19 protein-coding genes are annotated in these 17,641 nt (G+C 59.8%); 17 read left to right on the top strand and 2 right to left on the bottom strand.

Features of this window, described 5'->3' with window-relative positions; genetic code table 11:
- Nucleotides 1–11: 11 nt before the first annotated feature.
- The 14 genes from napG (at nucleotide 12) to AB5Y73_RS19975 (ending at nucleotide 10,250) form a co-directional block, all read left to right on the top strand.
- Complete coding sequence (napG, locus tag AB5Y73_RS20040) at nucleotides 12–749, top strand: ferredoxin-type protein NapG (RefSeq protein ID WP_181497167.1); 738 nt, start codon at nucleotides 12–14, stop codon at nucleotides 747–749.
- Nucleotides 746–1,621, top strand: a complete 876-nt coding sequence (gene napH / locus AB5Y73_RS20035; protein ID WP_181497168.1) for a quinol dehydrogenase ferredoxin subunit NapH — start codon at nucleotides 746–748, stop codon at nucleotides 1,619–1,621. The genes napG and napH overlap by 4 nt, the downstream gene beginning before the upstream one ends.
- Nucleotides 1,621–2,076, top strand: coding sequence for a nitrate reductase cytochrome c-type subunit (locus AB5Y73_RS20030; RefSeq protein ID WP_005334452.1), 456 nt, complete (start codon nucleotides 1,621–1,623; stop codon nucleotides 2,074–2,076). The genes napH and AB5Y73_RS20030 overlap by 1 nt, the downstream gene beginning before the upstream one ends.
- A gap of 11 nt (nucleotides 2,077–2,087) precedes the next feature.
- Complete coding sequence (locus AB5Y73_RS20025; protein ID WP_151287293.1) at nucleotides 2,088–2,678, top strand: cytochrome c3 family protein; 591 nt, start codon at nucleotides 2,088–2,090, stop codon at nucleotides 2,676–2,678.
- A 242-nt stretch (nucleotides 2,679–2,920) separates the two neighbouring features.
- Nucleotides 2,921–3,427: a molybdenum cofactor biosynthesis protein B gene (gene moaB, locus AB5Y73_RS20020; protein WP_005344126.1), complete on the top strand. Its 507-nt coding sequence runs from the start codon at nucleotides 2,921–2,923 to the stop codon at nucleotides 3,425–3,427.
- Nucleotides 3,428–3,436: 9 nt separating this feature from the next.
- On the top strand, nucleotides 3,437–3,961 hold the full coding sequence (moaC, locus tag AB5Y73_RS20015) for a cyclic pyranopterin monophosphate synthase MoaC (RefSeq protein WP_151287292.1): 525 nt from the start codon (nucleotides 3,437–3,439) through the stop codon (nucleotides 3,959–3,961).
- Nucleotides 3,958–4,203 carry a molybdopterin synthase sulfur carrier subunit gene (moaD, locus tag AB5Y73_RS20010; protein ID WP_123172677.1) on the top strand — a complete coding sequence of 82 codons (246 nt, stop codon included), beginning with the start codon at nucleotides 3,958–3,960 and terminating at the stop codon, nucleotides 4,201–4,203. Before moaC ends, moaD begins: the two co-directional genes overlap by 4 nt.
- Nucleotides 4,204–4,303: 100 nt before the next feature.
- Complete coding sequence (moaE, locus tag AB5Y73_RS20005; protein WP_110302478.1) at nucleotides 4,304–4,777, top strand: molybdopterin synthase catalytic subunit MoaE; 474 nt, start codon at nucleotides 4,304–4,306, stop codon at nucleotides 4,775–4,777.
- A gap of 87 nt (nucleotides 4,778–4,864) precedes the next feature.
- Entirely contained in the window at nucleotides 4,865–5,593 is a 729-nt protein-coding gene (gene modA / locus AB5Y73_RS20000; protein WP_151287291.1) for a molybdate ABC transporter substrate-binding protein, read from the top strand.
- Between the two features lie 111 nt (nucleotides 5,594–5,704).
- Nucleotides 5,705–6,385 carry a molybdate ABC transporter permease subunit gene (modB, locus tag AB5Y73_RS19995; RefSeq protein ID WP_005361814.1) on the top strand — a complete coding sequence of 227 codons (681 nt, stop codon included), beginning with the start codon at nucleotides 5,705–5,707 and terminating at the stop codon, nucleotides 6,383–6,385.
- A 14-nt stretch (nucleotides 6,386–6,399) separates the two neighbouring features.
- On the top strand, nucleotides 6,400–7,482 hold the full coding sequence (modC, locus tag AB5Y73_RS19990) for a molybdenum ABC transporter ATP-binding protein (RefSeq protein ID WP_181295012.1): 1,083 nt from the start codon (nucleotides 6,400–6,402) through the stop codon (nucleotides 7,480–7,482).
- Nucleotides 7,483–7,573: 91 nt separating this feature from the next.
- Entirely contained in the window at nucleotides 7,574–8,350 is a 777-nt protein-coding gene (locus AB5Y73_RS19985) for an alpha/beta fold hydrolase (protein ID WP_181497169.1), read from the top strand.
- Nucleotides 8,351–8,455: 105 nt separating this feature from the next.
- Nucleotides 8,456–9,499, top strand: a complete 1,044-nt coding sequence (parM, locus tag AB5Y73_RS19980) for a plasmid segregation protein ParM domain-containing protein (protein ID WP_181497170.1) — start codon at nucleotides 8,456–8,458, stop codon at nucleotides 9,497–9,499.
- Entirely contained in the window at nucleotides 9,492–10,250 is a 759-nt protein-coding gene (locus AB5Y73_RS19975) for a hypothetical protein (RefSeq protein ID WP_235686274.1), read from the top strand. The genes parM and AB5Y73_RS19975 overlap by 8 nt, the downstream gene beginning before the upstream one ends.
- A gap of 72 nt (nucleotides 10,251–10,322) precedes the next feature.
- Here AB5Y73_RS19975 and moeB read toward each other — a convergent pair whose 3' ends face one another.
- Both moeB and moeA read right to left on the bottom strand, forming a co-directional pair.
- The gene (gene moeB / locus AB5Y73_RS19970; RefSeq protein WP_181497171.1) at nucleotides 10,323–11,078 is read right to left on the bottom strand and encodes a molybdopterin-synthase adenylyltransferase MoeB; all 756 of its coding nucleotides are present in this window, start codon (nucleotides 11,076–11,078) and stop codon (nucleotides 10,323–10,325) included.
- On the bottom strand, nucleotides 11,075–12,301 hold the full coding sequence (moeA, locus tag AB5Y73_RS19965) for a molybdopterin molybdotransferase MoeA (protein ID WP_272955815.1): 1,227 nt from the start codon (nucleotides 12,299–12,301) through the stop codon (nucleotides 11,075–11,077). Before moeA ends, moeB begins: the two co-directional genes overlap by 4 nt.
- 309 nt (nucleotides 12,302–12,610) lie before the next feature.
- Here moeA and folE point away from each other — a divergent pair, with 309 nt between their 5' ends.
- The 3 genes from folE to AB5Y73_RS19950 all read left to right on the top strand — a co-directional run bounded on the left by folE (nucleotide 12,611) and on the right by AB5Y73_RS19950 (nucleotide 17,539).
- Nucleotides 12,611–13,267: a GTP cyclohydrolase I FolE gene (gene folE, locus AB5Y73_RS19960; protein WP_005334419.1), complete on the top strand. Its 657-nt coding sequence runs from the start codon at nucleotides 12,611–12,613 to the stop codon at nucleotides 13,265–13,267.
- Nucleotides 13,268–13,523: 256 nt separating this feature from the next.
- Complete coding sequence (locus tag AB5Y73_RS19955; RefSeq protein ID WP_107685095.1) at nucleotides 13,524–15,611, top strand: methyl-accepting chemotaxis protein; 2,088 nt, start codon at nucleotides 13,524–13,526, stop codon at nucleotides 15,609–15,611.
- A gap of 272 nt (nucleotides 15,612–15,883) precedes the next feature.
- Entirely contained in the window at nucleotides 15,884–17,539 is a 1,656-nt protein-coding gene (locus AB5Y73_RS19950; protein WP_107685096.1) for a methyl-accepting chemotaxis protein, read from the top strand.
- Nucleotides 17,540–17,641: the final 102 nt, after the last annotated feature.

Genomic DNA, 17,641 nt, shown 5'->3' with positions numbered 1-17,641 from the left:
GGGAGTGCGAGATGAGTCGTAGTCGTCGCCAGTTTCTGGCCGACATGGCCAAGGGGGCCTGCGGTGTGGGCCTGCTTGGCGTGGGGCTCGGTGGCGTGGCCCGCCAGCAGGCGCAAGCTGTGCCTGCCCTGGCGCTGCGTCCGCCCGCCGCTCTCGATGAAGCAGACTTCCTCAGCGCCTGCGTGCGTTGCGGGCTCTGCGTCGAGGCGTGCCCCTACGACACCCTCAAGCTCGCCCGGCTGTTTGACCCTGTGACCACTGGTACCCCCTATTTCAAGGCGCGTGCCGTGCCCTGCGAGATGTGTGATGACATCCCTTGCGTGGTGGCCTGCCCGAGCGGGGCGCTGGATCAGCAGATGACCGACATCGATCAGACCCGGATGGGGGTAGCAGTGCTCATCGATCACGAGACCTGCCTCAACTATCTGGGGCTGCGCTGCGATGTCTGTTATCGGGTCTGCCCGCTGATTGACAAGGCGATCACTCTTGAGCTGCAGCATAACCAGCGTACCGGCAAACACGCCATGTTCCTGCCCACGGTACACAGCGATGTCTGTACCGGCTGTGGCAAGTGCGAGCATGCCTGCGTGCTGGAGGAAGCGGCCATCAAGGTGGTGCCACGCCAGCTCGCCAAAGGTGAACTGGGTCATCACTACCGGCTCGGTTGGGAAGAGAAGGCCAAGGCGGGGAACAAGTCGCTCATCGGCGACAGGCTCACCCTGCCCACTCGCAAACCGGAGGGGTTATGAGTCGTTGTCCGGGGGAAGAGGCTCGCATCAAGCTGGGGTGGTGGCGTTCCCACCGCTTCCTGCTGCTGCGTCGGCTGAGTCAGTTCAGCGTGCTCGGGCTGTTTTTGCTGGGGCCGCTGGCGGGCATCTGGATCCTCAAGGGCAACCTCTCCAGCTCGCTGTTGCTGGAGACGGTGCCGCTGACCGATCCCCTCACGCTGTTGCAGTCGCTGGCGGCGGGTCACTGGCCCATCACCACTCTCTGGCTGGGGGCTGCCATTGTGCTGGCCGGCTACTGGCTGGTTGGGGGACGAGTGTTCTGCTCCTGGGTCTGTCCGGTCAACCTCATCACGGATGCGGCGGCCTGGCTCCGGGGGCGACTTGGCCTCAAGGGCAATGGCCAGTTCAGCCGTGCGACCCGCTACTGGCTGCTGGCCATGGTGCTGGTGGTGCCTGCGGTGGTCGGGGTGATGGCGTGGGAGCTGGTCAATCCGGTGTCACTCGCCATGCGCGGTCTGCTGTTTGGCATGGGGGCGGGCTGGGCCCTGCTTGCAGCGCTGTTCCTGTTCGATCTCTTCGTAGTTGAGCGGGGCTGGTGCGGTCATCTCTGTCCGGTGGGGGCCTTCTATGCCCTGCTCAACCGGGTCGGGTTTATCAAGATTTCTGCCAAGGGGCGCGAGCGGTGCAACAACTGCATGGATTGTTATGCGGTCTGCCCGGAGCGTCCCATCCTGCGCGGGCCTGTTCACGGTGCCAAGCGCGGTCACGGGCCCTTGATTGCGGCTCAGGAGTGTACCAACTGTGGCCGCTGCATCGATGTCTGCGCGGAACAAGTTTTTGAAATCACTGTAGGTTTTGCCGTCAAGGCAGAAAAAACGTCGGAGAACAAATAATGAAAAAGCTGATTGGAGCAATGCTGGCCTGCCTGATGGCGGGATCCTTGATGGCAGCGGCCCCCGAGATCACCAACAGTACCGGTGGCCTCAAGTCCGAGCGTGGCGCCACCGATCTGGTGACCGATGCCACCGCCGCGCCCCTGAAAAACTTCCGCAAGGATGGCGCGCCCTATGATCGCCAGTACATGCATCAGCCACCGCTGATCCCCCACGACATTCGCAACTATGAGGTGGATACCAAGGTCAACAAGTGCCTGGCTTGCCACAGCTTCAAGAATGCCAGTGCCATGAAGGCTCCCAAGATCAGTCCGACTCACTTCGAGACCCGCGACGGCCTGACCCTGGGTGAAGTGTCGCCGCGTCGCTACTTCTGCCTGCAGTGCCATGTGCCGCAAGCGGATGCCAAGCCGCTGGTGGAAAATACCTTTAAACCGGTTGAAGCGCTGAACTGAGGAATCCATAGATGAAATTACCCGGCTTTATCCAGCGTCTGTGGACCACCTTCAAGTCACCATCGAAGGCGGCTCTCTGGGTCATCCTGCTGATGGGCTTCTTCGGTGGCGTGATTTTCTGGGGTGGCTTCAACACCGCCATGGAAGCATCCAACACCGAGGCCTTCTGCACCAGCTGTCACGAGATGAAGGACAACGTGTACGAGGAGTACCGCGACACCATCCACTACGCCAACCGCTCCGGCGTGCGGGCCAGCTGCCCAGATTGCCATGTACCCCATGAGTGGACCTACAAGATCATCCGCAAAGTGCAGGCTTCAAAGGAGCTGTGGGGCATGATCACCGGCAAGGTGGATACCCGCGAGAAGTTCGAGGCACACCGGCGCGAGATGGCGGAGCGGGAGTGGCAGCGGATGAAAGAGACCGATTCGCGCGAGTGTCGCAACTGCCACAACTTCGAGTACATGGACTTCTCCCTGCAGGGGCAGCGTGCCGCCAAGATGCACTCTACCAATCTGGCCAGTGGTGAAAGTACCTGCATCGACTGTCACAAGGGGATAGCTCACCAGCTGCCCGACATGACCGGGGTGAAAGGATTCTGATCCTGCGACGACAGGCCGGGTTTGCCCGGCCTGCGTTTTACTCATATATGGGACAAGCATCAGATTTGTGTGTCTTTTAAATCCCATATCTCGTGAAACCTTTGATAGAATCAGCCCGCCGTCACACGCTTGAGCAAGTTGGTCATCTCTGTCTGCGTCAGTTTTTGCGCCCTGACAGCTGGCCTCTCATACCCCTTCTCTTCCTGCCTCGTTGACGGCCCATAGCCACAAGGAGCTGCCCGATGGGACAGAAACACAACGCATTTATTCCCCTCAAGATCGCCGTGCTGACGGTTTCCGACAGCCGCACCGCCGCCGATGACAGCTCGGGCGACTATCTGGTCTCGGCCCTTACCGACGCGGGCCATCAGCTGGCCGATCGGGCACTCTGCCCGGACAACCTGTTTCGCATCCGGGCGCGGGTGAGCGAGTGGATCGCCGATGAGGGGGTGCAGGTGGTACTGATTAACGGCGGTACCGGCTTCAATGAACAGAACCGGGTACCGGAAGCGGTCGGTGTGCTGTTCGAGCGCACCGTACAGGGTTTTGGCGAGATGTTCCGTCAACTCTCTTTTGCCGAGATAAAAGGCTCCGCCATGCAGAGCCGTGCGCTGGCGGGACTCGCCAATCGCACCCTGATCTGCTGTCTGCCCGGCTCCACCGGCGCTTGTCAGCTGGGTTGGGAGCAACTGATCCGCGATCAGCTCGATGCCCGCACCAAGCCGTGCAACTTTGTCTCCCACCTCTGAGAGCAAACGATGAACCAGACAGATACCAAGCAGACCCAGCCCAACCTGACGCATCTGAACCAGAGCGGCGAAGCCCATATGGTGGATGTGACCGACAAGCAGGTAACCGAGCGTGAAGCCCGCGCCGAGGCGTTTGTTGCCATGGCCCCCGAGACGCTGGCGCTGATCCTGAGCGGCCAGCACCACAAGGGGGATGTATTCGCCACCGCCCGCATCGCCGGCATCATGGCCGCCAAGAAGACCTCCGATCTTATCCCCCTCTGTCATCCGCTGGCCTTGACCAAAGTCGAGGTGGAGATAGTGCCGCTGGCCGAGCAGCACAAGGTGCATATCCGCACCCTCTGCAAGCTCTCCGGCAAGACCGGGGTAGAGATGGAGGCGCTGACGGCGGCATCGGTGGCGGCGCTGACCATCTACGACATGTGCAAGGCAGTGCAAAAGGACATGGTGATCGAACAGGTGCGGCTGGTAGAGAAAAAGGGCGGCAAGTCTGGCCATTTTCAGTTGGGGTTAACGAGCGGGGAACAAGCATGATCAAGGTACTGTTTTTTGCGCAAGTAAGAGAGCTGGTAGCGTGTGACGAGCTGAACCTGCCCTGCGACTACGCCACCGCCGAACAACTGCGCGCGGCGCTCTGTGAGCGCGGCGACAAGTGGGCACTCGCCCTCGAGTCGGGCAAACTGCTAGTGGCGGTCAACCAGACCCTGGTGCCCCTCGATACCCCCATCAATGATGGCGATGAGGTGGCCTTCTTCCCGCCGGTTACCGGAGGTTGATGATGAGTGAAATAATGACCGTGGATCGCACCACTGAGCTGTGTGGTGGCGATGAGGTGGCCTTCTTCCCTGCCCCTCCAGTAACGACCGGAGGTTAAGGATGAGCGAGGCAACCATGACCGATCGCATTCTGGTCCAGCGGGAGGATTTCTCGCTGGCGGACGAATATGCCCGTCTCGCCACCCGCCCCGACAGTGGCGCCATTGTCACTTTCGTTGGCAAGGTGCGCGACTTCAATCAGGGGGAGGAGGTGAAGGGGCTGGCCCTCGAGCACTACCCCGGTATGACCGAGAAGGCGCTGGCCGATATCGTGCAGGAGGCCCGCCGCCGCTGGCCGCTGCAGGAGTGTACCCTCATTCATCGTATCGGCGAGCTGTGGCTTGGCGATCAGATTGTGCTGGTGGCGGTGAGCAGTGCCCACCGCGACGCCGCCTTTGACGCCTGTCACTTCATCATGGATTTCTTGAAAACCCGGGCGCCGTTCTGGAAAAAAGAGCTGACCGCCGAGGGAGTGCAACGCTGGGTCGAGGCGCTTGATCGCGACAACGCGGCCGCTGCCCGCTGGCAAGCCTGACCTGTTCATCACGAGGGGCGCAGGTTCAACGGGAACCACGGCCCCGCTTCGGGGCGCGGATATGCGGGCCCCATCAGGAGAAAGGGAATGAAACCGCTGTTATCTGTTGTCATCGTAGGCGTCTGCGCCGCCACCTTGCATACCGGTGCCGTGCAGGCCGATGAAGTGAAAGTGGCCGTGGCCGCCAACTTCAAGGGAACCATCGAGCGTATCGGCAAGGAGTTTACCGCCAAGACAGGCCACACCCTGGCCATCTCGTCTGCCGCCACCGGGGTGCTCTACACCCAGATCAGTCACGGCGCACCGTTCGATCTCTTCCTCTCCGCCGATGTGGCGACCCCCGAGAAGCTGGAAAAAGAGGGCAAGGGGAGCGATCGCTTCACCTACGCCATCGGCCAGCTGGGGCTGTGGAAGAAGGGGGGGCCAGCCCCTGACGAGGCGACCCTGCGCAATTGGAAGGGCAACCTCGCCATCGCCAATGCCCGCACAGCTCCCTATGGTGCTGCCGCCATGGCGACCCTCACCCATCTCAAAATCGATCCCAAGCAGTACCGGTTGCTGACCGGCGCCAACATCGGCCAGACCTGGCAATTTGTCGACACCGGCAATGCCGAGCTGGGCTTTGTCGCCTGGGCCAATCTGGTGGAAGCGGGCAAGACTGGCGAAGCCTGGGCAGTGCCTGCGAGCTTCTATCCCCCTATCGAGCAGCAGGGGCTGGTATTGAAGAAAGGCGCCGCGGTCGAGGCGCTGGTGGCCTGGCTCAAGGGGCCGGGTCAGGCGCAGATCAAGGCGGCGGGTTATGCCCTGCCCCAATAAGGGGATGGGCCTGATGCGATACCCTGAGTGGTCTGCCTTCGAGTCGGCCACTCTTTGCAATAAGGATGGATACCATGCCGTTGGGGGCATTTATCAACCGGGAGGTCGGTAATGAGTGAAGGGGATCTGCTGGCGGTCTGGCTCACCCTGAAGCTTGCGGCCTGCACCACAGCGATTTTGCTGTTGCTGGCACCGCCGCTGGCCTGGTGGCTGTCGCGCAGTCAGAACCGGCTGCGGCCGCTGGTGGAGGCGCTGGTGGCGCTGCCGCTGGTGCTCCCTCCCACAGTGCTGGGTTTTTATCTGCTGCTCGCTTTCTCCCCCGAATATGGTTTCGGCGCCTGGTGGCGCGACACCTTTGGCGCCCCGCTCGCCTTCAGCTTTCTCGGCCTGCTGTTTGCCTCTATCCTCTATTCGCTGCCGTTCGTGGTGCAGCCGCTCACCTCCGCCTTTGTCAACATGGGTAACAAGGAGCTGGAGGCCGCTGCGACCCTGGGGCTCGGCCCGCTGGAGCGCTTCTTCCACATCATTTTGCCGATGACCCTGCCCAGCTTCGTGATGGCGGCAGCGCTGGGCTTTGCCCACACCCTGGGGGAGTTTGGCGTGGTGCTGATGATTGGCGGCAATATCCCTGGCGAGACCCAGGTGCTTTCGATAGCCCTGTTTGATCATGTGGAGGCGATGGATTATCAGAACGCCCATATTCTGGCGGGTGGTTTGATGGCCTTCTCGCTGGTGATGCTGGTGCTGGTCTATGGTGTGTTGCAGCGCAGACAGCGGAGAGTGTTTGGATGAACCAGCCCGCCACTATGCCGCCAGTGAACGAGCCGCACCGCCATGCCCTGAACCTCAATGTCCGGCGCGAGTTTGGCTCCTTTACCCTCGATTGCGCTCTGACCCTCGAGCTGGGGGGGATCCTCGGCCTGTTCGGCCCCTCGGGCTGTGGCAAGAGCACACTGCTGCGCATCATCGCCGGGCTCGATTGCCGAAGCGGGGATCGCTTGCGGTGGCGCGATCGGGAGTATGCTCAACTTCTGCCCGAAGCGCGCCGGATCGGACTGGTGTTTCAGGACTCGCGCCTCTTCCCCCATCTGACGGTGCTCGGCAATCTGCAACTGGCGGCCCGCAAGGGGCGAGGGCGCTGGCAGCCCGAAGCGCTGGCGGCTCGGCTCGGTTTTGTCGATCTGCTGGGGCAGCCTGCCCATGCCCTCTCTGGCGGCCAACGCCAGCGGGTAGCGCTGGGGCGGGCGCTGCTGGCCGAGCCTGATCTGCTGCTGCTCGATGAGCCTTTTTCTGCGCTCGATCGGCGCAGCCGCATCCATCAGGCCCATGTGCTAAAGGGCTTGCAGCAGGAGAGCGGCATCCCGATGATCTTCGTCAGCCACGCCATGGAGGAGGTGAGCCTGCTCTGCGATCAGCTGGTGCTGCTGGAAGGTGGCAGGGTGGAGGCGCAAGGCCGGCCGAGCGAGATTTTCGCCCGTACTGACCTGTCACTCGCCAGCCGTGACGATGCCGGGGTGATGCTGGCGGCGACCCTCTCTCACTACGATGAAGAGGAGCAGATGGCGACCCTGCAGCTTGGTGAGCAGCAACTGCGGGTCACCATGACCCAGGTGCCGGATGAGAGCGGCCCCTTGCAGATCAAGGTGGCGGGGCGCGATGTGGTGATCGCCACGGCCCCCATCGAGCACTCCAGCCTCTCCAACTGTCTCGTCACCCGTCTGCTGGCGGTGCGCGAGGTGCGCCCCGGCCAGACCCTGTTGCAGTTGGCGCTAGGTGAGCAGATACTGCTGGCCCGGATCACCAGCCGCTCCGCCAGGCGGCTGGCGCTGGCGCCGGAGCAGCAGATCTACGCTTATATCAAGGCGGTGAGTCTGGTCAGCGAAGGCTGATTGGGCGCCGTGCTGATAACGTGGCAGGATGGCCACGGGCAACATAACAACAAGAGATGGTTCAGGTGATGAGTCGAGAGGCAATACACTGATGCGCCGCAATCAGGTGATGAAATTCAACGGTCTTGCCCTGCGCAGTGCGGGGGAGGGCCCCTTGCTTTTGCTACTGCACGGGCTGGGCTCCTCCAGCCTCGACTGGCAGGCGCAGATCGAACGGTTTTCCGAACACTACCGGGTGGTGGCGCTGGACTTGCGCGGCCACGGCCAGAGCATGCAGGAGGGGCCGTTCGATGTGGCGACCCTGGCAGCCGATGTGGTGAGCTGGCTCGATGCACAGCAAGAACCCGCCTGGGTGGTGGGATTGTCGTTGGGGGCCATGGTGGCGCTGGAGCTGGCGCTGCAACTGCCCCACAAAGTGCAGGGGCTGGTGTTGGTCAACGGTTTTAGCGAGTTTCTGCTGGAAACACCCAAAGAGCAGGAGCGTTACGCCCAGCGCCTCAAGTGGCTGCGCTGGTTTGGCATGCGCCCGCTCGCCTGGTGGTTGGGACGCGAGCTCTTCCCAGGCCCGGATCTGGCACAGGTGCGCCATACCTTCCGACTGCGTTTCGTGCGCAATAAAAAGAAAACCTACAAGGCGCTGCTGGAGGCGCTACCGGGCTGGTCGGTACGTGCCCGGCTCGGCGCCATCTGGCAGCCGGTGGCCATCATCTCCACCAGTCACGACTACCTGCCGCTCGCCAAACGGGTAGAGCAGTTTGCCGCCCTTCCCAACGCTACCATCCACACCCCCAACGGCCACCACGCCTGGCCCGCGGAAGATCCTTCCGGATTTAATCATTTGCTTCACCGGATTTTAGAAACCCATTAAACTTGTCGCCCTTTTACCCCGTGTATGTATTGGTTCGATCGCCTTGCCAAAGGCATAAGGCAAGGCAATCGGACCCATTTCTGATCTATTAACAGGTGTTTCCTCATGTCTGAAGTAATGAAAATGGCCATCGATGATGGCTCGACCAACGTCAAGGTGAGCTGGATTGAGAACAAGGTGCTCAAGACCATCATCTCTCCCAACTCCTTTCGCAAGGACTGGAAGAGCGCCGCATTGCGTAAAGACAAGAAGATCTACAACTACGAGATAGGCAACACCAAGTACACCTACGACGCGACCTCCGACAAGTCTTTGGCCACCACTCATGTGGAGTACCAGTATGACGATCTCAACCTGCTCTCCGTGCATCATGCCCTGTTGCAGACTGGTGTGACGCCGTGCGATGTCGCCATTACCGTGACCCTGCCCATCACCGAGTTTTACAACCCGGACGATTGCCAGCGCAACGAAGAGAAGATCGAGAAGAAACGGCGCAACCTGATGCGTCCGATCACCCTTAACAAGGGCGAGCTGTTCAATATCGTCAGTGTCGAAGTGATGCCGGAGAGTCTGCCTGCTGCGCTCTCCCGTCTGATTGGTTCAGGCTGCAACGAGTTCACCAAGACTCTGGTGATCGACTGTGGCGGCACCACTCTGGATATGGGGATCATCGTCGGTGAGTTTGATGATGTCTCCGATGTCTACGGTAACAACGAGATCGGTGTCTCCATGGTGACCGACGCTACCCGCAAGGCGCTGGCCGCAGCAGACAGCGATTCGAGCTATCTGGTGGCCAACGAGTTTATCAAGCGTCGCCACGACATGAGCTTTGTGCGCGATGTGGTCAACGACGAGAGCCAGATCCCCAAGATCCTCGAGAAGATGCAAAACAAGATCGACGAGCTGGGCTCCCAGGTTGCACATGAAGCGAAGAAGTTCGCCAAGAACCCGAATCGTGTCTATCTGGTCGGTGGCGGTGCGTCACTGATTTATGACGCGATCAAGGCGGCCTATCCCACCCTGGGTGACCGTGTCGAGCTGCTGGACGATGCTCAGTCCGCGCTGGCTCGTGAAATCTGCCTCTACACCACGGAAGAGGATGAAGTCTATCGCGAAGCGCCTGTGATGGCCGAGGTTGACGATGAGTAGTCAACTCAAGCGCATGACCTTCTCCATCTACATGGATCCGGGTGCGCTGGAGTCTGATCGCTATGCGGTCGGGGTATTGCAGAACTGGTATCAACGGGCGCGAAAGATCCAGGAGGGCACCGAGGAGTTTGACTTCTCCAAGAGCCGTTTCCACAAGGATATCTACCTCTCCGGTATGTTCATGTACGTGCTGGCGCCCAACCTCTGCAAAGCGATTGCCAATGCGCTGGGGCCGGAGCAGGTGAGCATGACGACGTTGCGCCATGCCTTTGCCAGCTGTGGTTTCAATTTGGGTGAGGTCGCTGGCGAGGCGCAGCCTGCCGCAGATGTGATGATCGACGAGATAGTGGCCAGATTGGCCCCACAGCTGGGACAGAGTGATACCACTTCACTGGTAGACGAGATCGTCAGCCGGCTTGGCGAGCAACAACCCGCCGAGATGTGGGATGAACTCAGACAGGGGCTGCCTGCCGCACTGGATCATGACCAGCTGGCCGAAGCCATCGCTGGCAAGCTGCCATTAGCAGGGGCCGAGCAGGATCTGGCTCCCCTTGCCAGCAGTATCCAGCTGCTCTCTCGCCAACTGGAAGAGCAATCCCGGCTGATCCGCGAGCAGTACAGATTGATCCAGCGACTGGCCAGTGCCCCCGCTCGACAGAGTGTTGTCGGCACAGAGGCAGAACCTTTGATAGAGGATCTCTCGAGTCAGGTGGCCAATATGAAAAAGGTCAAAGCCAAGGGGATCTTCTGATCCCCGATACCGTTGCTAAATCGGAATACAAAAGCCGAACCACAGGGTTCGGCTTTTTTGATCCCGTTTGCGTCAAGGATGGGAGCAGACGGGGCAGTCGGGGCGCTTGGGCAGCTTCATCTCGCGGAAAGTGCCGCTCAGGCCGTCAATCATCAGCAGGCGGCCGCTGTAGCTTTTGCCCATGCCTGCCAAGAGTTTGATAGCTTCCAGCGCTTGCAGGCTGCCCACCAATCCCACTACGGGGGCGAGCACTCCCGCCTCGACGCAGGTGAGGGCCTGCTCGCCAAACAGGGCGCTGAGGCAGGCGTAGCAGGGCTCATCTTCCTGCCAGGTGAAGCTGCAGAGCTGACCCTCCAGCCGGATGGCGGCGCCACTGACCAGCGGTATTTTGTGCTGGCGTGCCTTTTGATTCAGCAGGTTGCGAATGGCCAGGTTGTCGGTGCAATCGAGCACCAGCTGATGCCGTGGCAGCAGGGTATCGAGCAGCGCCTCATCGGCCACGGTAGCGTGGGTCTCGACGTTGAGCCAGGGATTGAGGGCACGAAGCGACTGCGCTGCTGAGTCCACCTTGTAGTGACCGATGCGCTCATCGTTGTGTAGCACCTGACGCTGCAGGTTGGAGAGCTCCACCTTGTCGAAATCGACCAGGGTGAGCTGGCCAACCCCGGCCACGGCCAGATACTGGCCAGCAGCACAGCCAAGGCCACCGGCGCCGATCACCAGCACACGGGCCTGCTTGAGCGCCTCCTGTCCCTCGAAGTCGAAGGATTTGAGGATGATCTGGCGGTTGTAGCGCAGCAGTTCGGCGTCGCTCAGGATCTCGCTCACAGCAGCAATCCCCCGAATGGCTCCACGGTCACCGTCTCGCCCGCGGCGACGCGGCCCCGTTCCCGTTCAAGAACGATGTAGCAGTTGGCTCGCGACAGTGAGCTGAACACGGCGGAGTCCTGCGAGCCGGTACTGCGTACCTCCAGGCCGTTTGGCCCCTGACTCAGGATGCCGCGCTGGAAGTCGAGTCGGCCCGGGCTCTTCTTGAGAGGCTCGGTGGTGACGGCCTGCAACTGAAGCGGGCGTTCGAAGCGTTGGCCCGCCAGCTTGGCCAGCGCCGGTTGCACCAGCTGATCGAAGGTGACCATGGCGGAGACTGGGTTGCCCGGCAGGCCGAAGAACCAGGCGCAGGGCAGGCGGCCGAAGGCAAATGGCTTGCCCGGCTTGATGGCCAGCTTCCAGAAGCCGATCTCGCCGAGCTCGTCCAGCAGCTGTTTGGTGAAGTCCGCTTCCCCTACCGAAACGCCGCCGGTGGTGATGAGCACATCGGCCTCTTCATCGGCACGGATAAAGGCGGCGCGCAGTTGGGCGGGATCGTCCGGGATGATGCCAAGGTCGAGACAGTCGCAGCCCAGCCGCGCCAGCATGGCCCGCACGCCGTAGCGGTTGGAGTCGTAGATGTCGCCGTGGGCCAGCGGGGTGCCAACCGGCTTGAGCTCATCGCCAGTGCTGAAGATGGCCACTTTCAGCGGGCGGCGCACCGCGACGGTTGCCACGCCGAGGGAGGCCAGCAGTGGCATCTCTCTTGGGGTGAGGCGAGTACCGGCTGGCAGCACGCAGGCGCCCTTGCCTATATCGCTGCCGGCGCGGCGGATATTCTGGCCCGGTTCGGGTTGTGCCAGAAAAGTGATCCGATCGCCGTCGGCCTGCGTTTCTTCCTGCATCACCACCGCATCTGTGCCTGGGGGGACCGGAGCACCGGTCATGATCCGCACGCAGTGGCCAGCGGGCCACTCGCCCTGATAGGGCTGACCGGCAAAGGCCTTGCCCGCCATGATGAGCGGGGTACCGCTGGCGAGATCCGAAAGGCGTACGGCATAACCGTCCATGGCGGAGTTGTCGAAGGGGGGCACGGCGAGGGGAGAGGCGATGTCGCTGGCAAGAACCCGGCCAAGGGCCTCTGGCAGGGGCAGTTGCTCGTTGTCGCAGCAGCAGGCGAGTTGTTCCAGCATCCCTTGCAGGGCATCGCTTAAGGGGAGTAGTCCGCTGGTATCAAATCCCATCGTCATGACCTCTTTCTATGATTGAGGGCGGGATTATCACAAAAATCCCCGGGGATGGGCAGGTTATCTCAAGGGAATCTCGGGGTAATCGGCGCTGAAACGGGGTGAGATGGCCATAAAGTATGAGGTGACGCACAAGTTGACTTGAATCTTGGCGGCAATGGCCGTTTACTATGCCGCCATAACAGATTGCTGTCACATCCCGTGTGGCGACCATTCCAGCGATACCGTCGGCCCTGTACGCCGCCTTAACATAAGGGGTTGCTCCTTGAGCTGCCCTCACAGTCCCTGAGCGTGGGAGAGAAGATAATGACAACCTTAAGTCCGGAAGCCTTGCTGGTCAGGGCTGCCCTCGAAGCCCAGGGACTGGAAACCCCCCTGGTCACCAACGAGCTGAACAGCCAGCAGAAGCGGGAGAAGATCGAAGGCCATATGCGTTCCATCATGGAGACGCTGGGGCTGGATCTGACCGATGACAGTCTGGCCGAAACGCCGCACCGCATCGCCAAGATGTACGTCAACGAGATCTTCTCCGGCCTCGATTATTCCACCTTCCCCAAGGTGACGGTGATCGAGAACAAGATGCAGGTGGACGAGATGATCATGGTGCGGGACATCAGCCTCACCAGCACCTGTGAACACCACTTCGTCACCATCGACGGCATGGCCCATGTGGCCTATATCCCTCGCGGCAAGGTGATTGGTCTGTCGAAGATCAACCGTATCGTGCAGTTCTTTGCCCGTCGTCCCCAGGTGCAGGAGCGGCTGACCCAGCAGATCCTGCTGGCGTTGCAGACCTTGCTCGGTACCAAGGACGTGGCCATCAGCATCAAGGCGACTCACTACTGCGTCAAGGCGCGCGGAGTGATGGACTCCACTTCTTATACCACCACCACCTCCCTCGGCGGGGTGTTCAAGACCCAGCCCGATACCCGGGCCGAATTTCTGGGCGGCCTGCGTGGATAAGATGGCGGTTGTTTTGTAACCGCCTTGCTGAATAAACGAGACGCCAGCAGCCATTGCTGGCGTTTTTATGGACGATAACCAGAGATGGCGAGCCTGTATCGACCACTTTCTCTATTTTCGTAAGCGAATATTTCATGTTCGTGATCGAACGCTCAAAGTGTGAAAATCCTGACTGGTAGCTCTTCGGAACCAACCTGTCCCCATCTTAAGATGCTTGCCATTACCAGCAGGGCATCATTTACAGGTTGGAGTAGCCGTGTTTCGTTCAATCAAACATCAGGTCATGTTTTTTGGTGGCTGTATTTTACTGGCTACCGTGTTGAGTGTGGTCGGGTATAGCTATCTGTCTCTTGCGACTATGCAAGGTGGTATTCAGGGCGAAATGCGCGAGACAACTCGTCAGGATGCCGGACGATGGCTGGTGGCTCTGGCTGGTCAACAAGCCGGCGAGATCGCAGGCACCTTTGAACAAGCCCTTAATACAGCAGAGACACTTGCCGCCATGCTGGCTGGCAATGTTCATCAACCCAAGCCATTGGATCGGGCTACCGTGACAGCCTTGCTCAAGGATGTTGCTGAACGGAACAGCGACTTTCTCAGTATCTACAGTGGTTGGGAGCCAAATACCTTTGATGGTCAGGACAGTACGTATTTGACTGACGGGGTACATAGCCAGGCCACTGGCAACTTTGCCCCCTACTGGAGTCGTGGTCCGGCCGGGTTCACCATCAAACCGCTGGGCGACTACTACAGCAAGAGTTTGAGCAAGACCGGTATCCGGGCATCGGAATGGTATCTCTGTCCGATGGAGAGCAAGGCAGCCTGTGCTGTCGACCCTTCCGTTTATACCGTGAATGGCCAACCGACACTGTTGACCTCTTTTGTTGTGCCCGTTTTGGATCAGGGCCGCTATCTGGGGATGGTCGGGGTCGACTATTCCCTCAATTACCTGCAACAGTTGGCCAAGCAGGTAAGTGGCCAGGTGTTCTCTGGCCAGAGTCGGGTCAGGATCATCAGTCCACACGGCATCATCGCCGCGGATTCGGCGCAACCTGATGTGATCGGGGGGCGGCTTGAAGAGTCTGGCTTGATGGATCTGCTCAACAAGGGGGAGGCCAGTAGTCAGCAAGTTTCGGGTCAGTTGCGCGTGCTGGTGCCAATCCATCTTAAAGGGGTCACTAAAGCCTGGGGGATCATCATTGAGGTGGCTGATACGGCGCTGTTTGCAGATGCTGATCAGGCTGAACAGGCGAGAGCCGCTGATTTCAGCGAGAGTTTATGGATACAACTGCTGGTTGGGATCGTGGTGGCATGCCTTGGTCTTGTCGGGTTGGCTTGGGCTGCCGGATCCATCTCGCGTCCGGTACAACAGACCGCCAGCATGGTGGGACGTCTTTCTGCCGCCGGAGGGGACTTGACCCAACGCCTCAATGTGATGCGTAAAGATGAGACTGGCGAGTTGGCTGAGGGGATCAACCGGTTTGTCAGCACTATTCATCATATTGTGAGTGATACGGCACAAAGTGGCCGTGACCTGCAGCTAGCTGCCCACCAATCTGCCGAGCTGGCTCAGCAAGGATTGTCCAATAGCCATCGGCAATTGGAAGAGATTGAACTGGTTGCAGCTGCCATACACGAAATGGCCTCGACGGCGGATTCCGTCTCCAGCAGTGCACAGATTACCGCTGATGCTGTAGATGAGACCCGCAAAGCGGTACATAGAGGTCAGCATGTTGTGAGCAATTCAGCTGGCGGGATCCGTGAGCTGAGTGTGCAAGTAGATGTGGTTGCACAGCGGATTGCCGAGTTGCAGCAACAGGGTCAACAGATCGGTTCGATTCTCGATGTGATCCGTACCATTTCGGAACAGACCAATTTGTTGGCTCTGAATGCAGCTATTGAGGCCGCTCGTGCTGGGGAGCATGGTCGGGGGTTTGCGGTGGTTGCGGATGAGGTCAGGGGATTGGCGTCCAAAACCCAGGCTTCAACCAAAGAGATCCAGGGCATGATCGAACGCCTTCGTCAGACCACGGCAGAAGCTGTGAGTACCATGGGAGAGGGAAAAAACTTGAGTGAGCTGGCATTGCAGGATGCAGAGCTTGCCGTGACCGAGCTTGCGACGATAGTTATGTCGGCAGACCGGATCCAGGATATGGCGACCCAGATCGCCAGTGCGGCAGAGGAGCAGTCCAAGGTCACCGATGATATCAGTCGAAATGTCAGCAACATTCATGAAGCGGCAACCGCATCGACCCGTTTGGCTAACCAGCAGGATGAACAAAGTCAGCAAATGCATAAGTTAGCCAGCGATGTGATGGACAAGATTGGGCGCTTCCGCTATTAAGTTTTCACCCCCTTATAGTTGATCTTTCATCCAAATGACCCCTGTTTTGAACGGGGTCATTTGAGTTGCTTTAATTTTAATCACAAGACTCTTTCCGAACCGCAATAATCCGGCTATTCTACCGCCCCTCACGGCTCTCGCTGCCGCTCATGGAATTCAGAGATATTCATCAAGGTTGGATGGTGCGCCACTGAACAGGTGGCCAGATAGTTCATGCCAGGAGGGCGTGAACCGGACGAGTGCTACGAATTTAACGACCACCAGGATATCCCATGAATACCAGTTCCATGACCATAGGCAAAAAACTCACCGCCGGCTTTGCCGTGCTCGGTTTGATGGTCGCCTTTATCGGCGGTTTTTCCCTTGTCCAGTTTGGCAACATGAATGATGTTGCCATCCGGTTTACAGACAGCATCTTGCCAGCGGTCAATCGTACCAGCGCGATCGGGGATTCTCTCGGTGAGTTGCGTCGTTATGAGCTGGGTTATTTCGTGGTGGCCGCCGAGCCGCTGAAAAGGGCTGAATATCGGAATATTGCCAGTCAGCAGCTTAACTCGATCGCGCAGCAGCTGATTGCCCATGACAAGACGATCTGGCCTGAGGATGTGGCGGAGCGCCGTACCTTCGATACGGTGAAATCTGACTGGGATCGTTACGTCGCCCTGCACCAGCGAGTCAAACAGCTGCAAGACAGCGATCAGCTTGCCGAAGCCCAACGCATCTTCCTTGAGGAGGGGGTTCCCCTTTATACCGCGCTGAGCAAGTCAGTGGCCTCCCTTATCCAGATTAACCATGGTTATGCGTCTGAATCCCGCAGCGACATTGTCGACTCTTATCAATCCGCCAATCTGAGTGTCACCATCGCGCTGGTGATCGGTTTGATCCTTGTGGTGGTGCTCTCCGTTGTATTGACCCGCCAGATCCGCGACCCGCTGATCATGCTGGCCCGTCAGGCCCAGCGTATTGCCAATGGCGATCTGGGTCAGGGCGAACTGCAGCAGTGGATCTGTGACAGCCGCTTCAACCGCGATGAGCTGGGTCAGCTGGGCTCCGCCATCAACCGGATGCAGGGCTCCCTCTCCGATCTGGTGAGCGAGATCGCCGGCTCCGTGAGCCAACTCAGCAGCGCAGTGGAGGAGGTGAGCGCCATCTCCAGCCAGTCCGCCAGCGGCATGGCTATCCAGCAGAACGAAGTCTCTCAGGTGGCGACCGCCATGAACGAGATGCAGTCCACCGTCAATGAAGTGGCCCGCAACACCACGGATGCCATGAGCGCCGCCAAGGATGCCTCCCGCACCTCCGCTGCTGGCAGCGAAGTGGTTCGCAGCTCCATCGCCAGCATCGAAGAGGTGTCGGTCAAGATTGAGCAGGCTGGCACAGTAGTGCAGCAGCTGGAGGCCGACAGCGCCAACATCAGCGTGGTGCTGGATGTGATCCGCGATATCGCCGGTCAGACCAACCTGCTGGCCCTTAACGCGGCCATCGAAGCGGCCCGTGCCGGTGAGCAGGGGCGTGGTTTTGCGGTCGTTGCGGATGAAGTGCGTTCATTGGCCCAGCGGACCCAGGACTCCACCGCCGAGATCAGCAAGATGATCGAGCTGTTGCAGAGCCGCGCCGCCGAGGCGGGCAACGCCATGCAGCTGAGTCGTCACCAGATGCAGGAGAGTGTCGGTCTGGCACGGGATGCCGGTACCAGTATCGAGACCATCAATGGTGCCGTGGTGCGCATCACCGACATGAACACCCTGATCGCCACCGCCACCGAAGAGCAGAATGCGGTGACCGAAGAGCTCAACCGCAGCATCGTCAATATTCACAATGCCGCTGACGAGAATGCCCAGGGCGCTCATCAGATCGCCCAGGCTTGTGGCGAGCTGAGCAAGCTGGCCAACACCCTGCACCATATGACCCAGCGCTTCACCCTCTAAGGGTTGATGCATGGATAACAGAAGGCCCCGCCAATTGGCGGGGCCTTGTTGTTTCTGGCTGGTTTGTTGAGCGTAGGGTCGATTAGCGAAGCGTAATCGGCC

It is taken from the genome of Aeromonas sp. s7(2024) (genome assembly GCF_040907825.1).
In the GTDB taxonomy this organism is placed as follows: Bacteria; Pseudomonadota; Gammaproteobacteria; order Enterobacterales; family Aeromonadaceae; genus Aeromonas; species Aeromonas veronii.
This window is presented reverse-complemented; position numbering and strand designations above follow the sequence as displayed.

Bases quoted from the DNA above. Each gene is read 5' to 3' on its own strand.
- napG (WP_181497167.1), top strand. From the start codon at position 12: ATGAGTCGTAGTCGTCGCCAGTTTCTGGCCGACATGGCCAAGGGGGCC.
- napH (WP_181497168.1), top strand. From the start codon at position 746: ATGAGTCGTTGTCCGGGGGAAGAGGCTCGCATCAAGCTGGGGTGGTGG.
- AB5Y73_RS20030 (WP_005334452.1), top strand. From the start codon at position 1,621: ATGAAAAAGCTGATTGGAGCAATGCTGGCCTGCCTGATGGCGGGATCC.
- AB5Y73_RS20025 (WP_151287293.1), top strand. From the start codon at position 2,088: ATGAAATTACCCGGCTTTATCCAGCGTCTGTGGACCACCTTCAAGTCA.
- moaB (WP_005344126.1), top strand. From the start codon at position 2,921: ATGGGACAGAAACACAACGCATTTATTCCCCTCAAGATCGCCGTGCTG.
- moaC (WP_151287292.1), top strand. From the start codon at position 3,437: ATGAACCAGACAGATACCAAGCAGACCCAGCCCAACCTGACGCATCTG.
- moaD (WP_123172677.1), top strand. From the start codon at position 3,958: ATGATCAAGGTACTGTTTTTTGCGCAAGTAAGAGAGCTGGTAGCGTGT.
- moaE (WP_110302478.1), top strand. From the start codon at position 4,304: ATGAGCGAGGCAACCATGACCGATCGCATTCTGGTCCAGCGGGAGGAT.
- modA (WP_151287291.1), top strand. From the start codon at position 4,865: ATGAAACCGCTGTTATCTGTTGTCATCGTAGGCGTCTGCGCCGCCACC.
- modB (WP_005361814.1), top strand. From the start codon at position 5,705: ATGAGTGAAGGGGATCTGCTGGCGGTCTGGCTCACCCTGAAGCTTGCG.
- modC (WP_181295012.1), top strand. From the start codon at position 6,400: ATGCCGCCAGTGAACGAGCCGCACCGCCATGCCCTGAACCTCAATGTC.
- AB5Y73_RS19985 (WP_181497169.1), top strand. From the start codon at position 7,574: ATGCGCCGCAATCAGGTGATGAAATTCAACGGTCTTGCCCTGCGCAGT.
- parM (WP_181497170.1), top strand. From the start codon at position 8,456: ATGTCTGAAGTAATGAAAATGGCCATCGATGATGGCTCGACCAACGTC.
- AB5Y73_RS19975 (WP_235686274.1), top strand. From the start codon at position 9,492: ATGAGTAGTCAACTCAAGCGCATGACCTTCTCCATCTACATGGATCCG.
- moeA (WP_272955815.1), bottom strand. From the start codon at position 12,301: ATGGGATTTGATACCAGCGGACTACTCCCCTTAAGCGATGCCCTGCAA.
- folE (WP_005334419.1), top strand. From the start codon at position 12,611: ATGACAACCTTAAGTCCGGAAGCCTTGCTGGTCAGGGCTGCCCTCGAA.
- AB5Y73_RS19950 (WP_107685096.1), top strand. From the start codon at position 15,884: ATGAATACCAGTTCCATGACCATAGGCAAAAAACTCACCGCCGGCTTT.